Here is a 3547-nt window from a genome sequence, read left to right as displayed (position 1 = left end):
CACTACGTGTCCACGATTTGCGGGCAACCCCAGATCCCACACGTCGCGACGGTGCTACAACCCCTGCCAAGCGGATCAATCGCAAAAAGGTGGCCCGCTTGATGCGGGCCCAGAACCTGTTCGGATTTCAGAAGAAGCGCAGGGTCAAGACCACTGTGCGCGACAAAGGCCGGCGCGTGTTCGCAGACTTGGTGAACCGTGACTTCACCGCCTGCGCTGCAAATCGTGTGCTTGTCGGCGATATTACGTATCTGCCGATCGCAGACGGAACGAACATGTACTTAGCAACAGCTATTGATTGTTTCTCCCGCAAACTTATCGGCTTTGCTATCGCAGATCACATGCGCACCGAACTGGTAGAAGAAGCCCTCGAAAACGCTTCCCACCTGCGAGGAGGTCTAGACGGTGCGATTTTCCACTCAGATCACGGAAGCGTGTACACCTCATCGCAGTTCCAGGCAACATGCAGGCGCTTGGGCGTTACCCAGTCGATGGGCGCGGTGGGAACCAGCGCGGATAATTCGCTCGCTGAGTCGTTCAGCGCGGCTTTAAAACGGGAGGTCCTCAAAGATACAAAGACCTTCGCCAATCAACTTATCTGCCGCAGAGACGTATTCCGGTGGTGCGTGCGCTACAACACGTGCCGTCGGCACACATGGTGCGGATACCAAACCCCCGATGAGTTCGAGTCCCAAGCCGCTTAAGGCCTGATAGGCTTACACCTACATTTTGTTCACCCCACGGTGTCTACTTTCCGGGGGTCGGGCTCCTTGAAACCGTCGCTCACCAGTCGCCCAGAGTTCTCTTTCTGGAAGTCCTGGATTTTGATTAGGTCTGGGAGCATTACGGTGTTTCAATCATTCCAACTGGACGGGGAGATGAGGTATATGTCGTCGAAAGTTATTTGGCTTAATCGTTCTATGGGGTAATCCTTATTTTAAGAGCATTACAGTGCAGAGTGGAACTATCAGGATTGAACTTCGTCGAGTTGAGATAGCAATGGTATTCCGCGAACCGCTGAGGTTAGCGTCATCATGGTGGCAATGAGCGCGAATGTTGAAATGAGTCCGAGTGTTGTTGAAGCTCCCCAGTGCTCAAATCCAAAGCCAGCGAGAAATGCTCCGAATGGCATGAGAAATATTCCAGGAATGGTAGAAGCTGTGGTTACTGCGCCCATTCGGTAGTCAGGGGTAATGGCGGCAGTAAAAGCCCCAATTGCAGTATTAAAAGACGCTAGGGGTAGACCCGCGATAAACAAAGCAATGATGGTGGCGACCGTATTGCTATGTAGTGTGGTAAGCACAATAAGGCTTATTGTGAAGGTAAGTAAAGCTATAGTGCCAAGTTTTCCTAGTGGTACAACCTCTGCTAGCTTGCTGGCCAAAAAAGAACCTACGATGACACCGGATCCAAAAGATGCTGAAATCAAACCGATAATGAATGCAGATTCTCCTGTAGCGCGGTATGAAAAAATCAGTACCAAGATAAAAGCTGACATTGGAATGTTGGCAACGGCTGCCACGAGAGTGATTGCGCGCAGCCCTGTGTGGCTAAATACAAAACGGAACCCATCAGTCGAGGACTTTAGAACAGAAACATTTGTGTCGTGTTCTTCGGGTAGCTGATTTGTTGACGCTGAATTAGGCTTTCGAGGAACGAGAGCGCAGGCGATGGCATGGAATGCTCCCTGGACAAAAAGAGCTAAGTGGGGGTTTAAACCGTAAAGAAGTCCGGCGCTCGGTCCGCCGAAAACTTCCGCAGTGGATTCACGTCCATGCGCGATAGCATTTGCTGTACCTAGATCGCTTGTAGGGACCATCTGCTTGATGAGACTTTGTTCGCTTGGTGCGTCGAATGCAGAGAGCGCGGAAGCGAGAACGATGCATAAAACTATGGGGAGTAACGGAAGATCACTAAAGGAGAGCATGAGAGCAATGCTGATCCAAATGATCGTTTGAGCGAGAGTAACTAGTTTTAGCACTACTGAGGGATGAAACTTATCTGTTAATGCACCGGCAAACAGGCTCAAAAGAATAAGCGAACCTGTTCCAAAAGCTGATACTGATCCTGCCAGTGTGGCGTTTTTGCTTATGTCAAAAATCAATAGTGGAACTATTACTGAAGCCATTGCATAACCAGTTTGGTTGAACGCCATTGTTCCGACTAAGCGGCGATAGCCAGGAATACTCATTAAGGTGGCCATTTCTTAGTCCTTTCATGAAGGCTAATGTTGGCAAGACGAGGGGAAATCAATGGAATATTGATTTGAATAGTCTGCAAGGTTTTGATGTAGAACTTTGCCCATAGATAAGTTGGTTCTTGAGACTAAGAACCTTAAGGCTTCGAGTGAAGCCAATGCACTGGCTATTGACACGATAGGTGCTATCGCAGCGTTAATTCCAAGAGGGGTTTCCTCGTAGAGTCCAGAAATATTATTCTGTTGCAGCCGTTGTTTTTCACTTTCTCGAAGGCATCGGTAGCACCCTGTCGTTCCGGGGACAAAAGTCGCGCAAACCGCCATCGGCCCGGCGTAGCTGCAGTCAATCCAGGGCTTTTTGGTGGCTATTGCGGCTTCTGATACCCAATATGCCGATTCGGGTGGGTTGTCGATTGCTCTTATAGCTAGATCTGCTTCCTTGAAAATGGGAATTAATTCCTCTACTCCTTCAATTTTTCGCTCGATCGTACGTACTGAGCAATCGCTATTTAACTCTCTAATCCTATTTTTGAGTTCATCAGTCTTTAATTTGCCGATAGATTTTTCCGAATAAGCAATTTGTCGATTCAGGTTGGACAACTCGACAGTGTCAAAATCAACGAGAGTTATTTTTCCTATTCCACTTGCGGCCATCTGTAACGCGATGCTAGATCCAATGCCTCCGGCCCCTAAAATACAAATGCTCGACGAGCAGATAATTTCTTGAGGAGCCCATCGATCAAATTTCCCAAATCCGCCTAGCCATGAGTAGAGCGCAGTACTGCGAGAAAAACGAGTCTGTTGTTCTGGGGTTAAGTTGGGTTGAGAAATGGCCTCAATGTGTCCTAGCTGGATTAGCTTCTCGAGCAGAGTATGTGCATTAAAGGGAGAAATTCCCGTTTGCTTAGCGATCTGTTCGGTAGCTTCTTGCTGATTTAGGGTGCCGTTTAAAATTTTATTCAATTTTTGGAGATGGTGGTCTGGATCCTGGACATAGTGCCCGATTCCTGCCGTGTTTGATCCAACAACTGACCTGCCATCCCCTAGAGGCCTAACTTCATGGGCGGTCCGGAATGATATCAAGGACATTGTTCTCCTTAAAGTAAAAAGGGGGCCCGAATGTATTCAGGTCCCCGTGGTTGTCTGATGTTTTATGCCTGTCCAACGCGGTGGGCTTCCATCAGATTCTGGGTGGAAATCACTTCAAAATCGAATGACATTGGCCTCCTCCTTTCATGAGTGAAGTTACAGAAAGGGTAGCAGTGAGCCAAGGCACAGTCAATGAAAAATATAATTTAATTCTCTAAGGGGTGTGAGGTTGCCCGCAAATCGTGGACACGTAGTGGAGCT

3 protein-coding genes are annotated in these 3547 nt (G+C 48.4%); 1 reads left to right on the top strand and 2 read right to left on the bottom strand.

All coding sequences use genetic code 11. The annotated features are described in order from the left end of the window. Positions 1 to 704, top strand: a 704-nt coding sequence (locus tag HMPREF2806_RS01815; RefSeq protein ID WP_232745224.1) for an IS3 family transposase, incomplete at its 5' end; no start/stop codon positions are given. A 263-nt stretch (positions 705 to 967) separates the two neighbouring features. On the opposite strand, the gene HMPREF2806_RS12950 is transcribed toward HMPREF2806_RS01815, so the two are convergent. Then, positions 968 to 2203 (bottom strand): MFS transporter, encoded by a 1236-nt coding sequence (locus HMPREF2806_RS12950; RefSeq protein WP_080975087.1) that lies wholly within the window; start codon positions 2201 to 2203, stop codon positions 968 to 970. Positions 2204 to 2224: 21 nt separating this feature from the next. Next, positions 2225 to 3286 (bottom strand): HesA/MoeB/ThiF family protein, encoded by a 1062-nt coding sequence (locus tag HMPREF2806_RS12945; protein ID WP_080975088.1) that lies wholly within the window; start codon positions 3284 to 3286, stop codon positions 2225 to 2227. Positions 3287 to 3547: the final 261 nt, after the last annotated feature.

This window comes from Corynebacterium sp. HMSC076G08, assembly GCF_001811515.1.
Lineage (GTDB): Bacteria > Actinomycetota > Actinomycetes > Mycobacteriales > Mycobacteriaceae > Corynebacterium > Corynebacterium hiratae.
Note: the sequence above shows the minus strand (reverse complement) of the source record. Positions and strands in the feature narration are given on the sequence as shown.

Coding starts and splice junctions, on each gene's coding strand:
- HMPREF2806_RS12950 (WP_080975087.1), bottom strand. CDS start 2,203: ATGGCCACCTTAATGAGTATTCCTGGCTATCGCCGCTTAGTCGGAACA.
- HMPREF2806_RS12945 (WP_080975088.1), bottom strand. CDS start 3,286: ATGTCCTTGATATCATTCCGGACCGCCCATGAAGTTAGGCCTCTAGGG.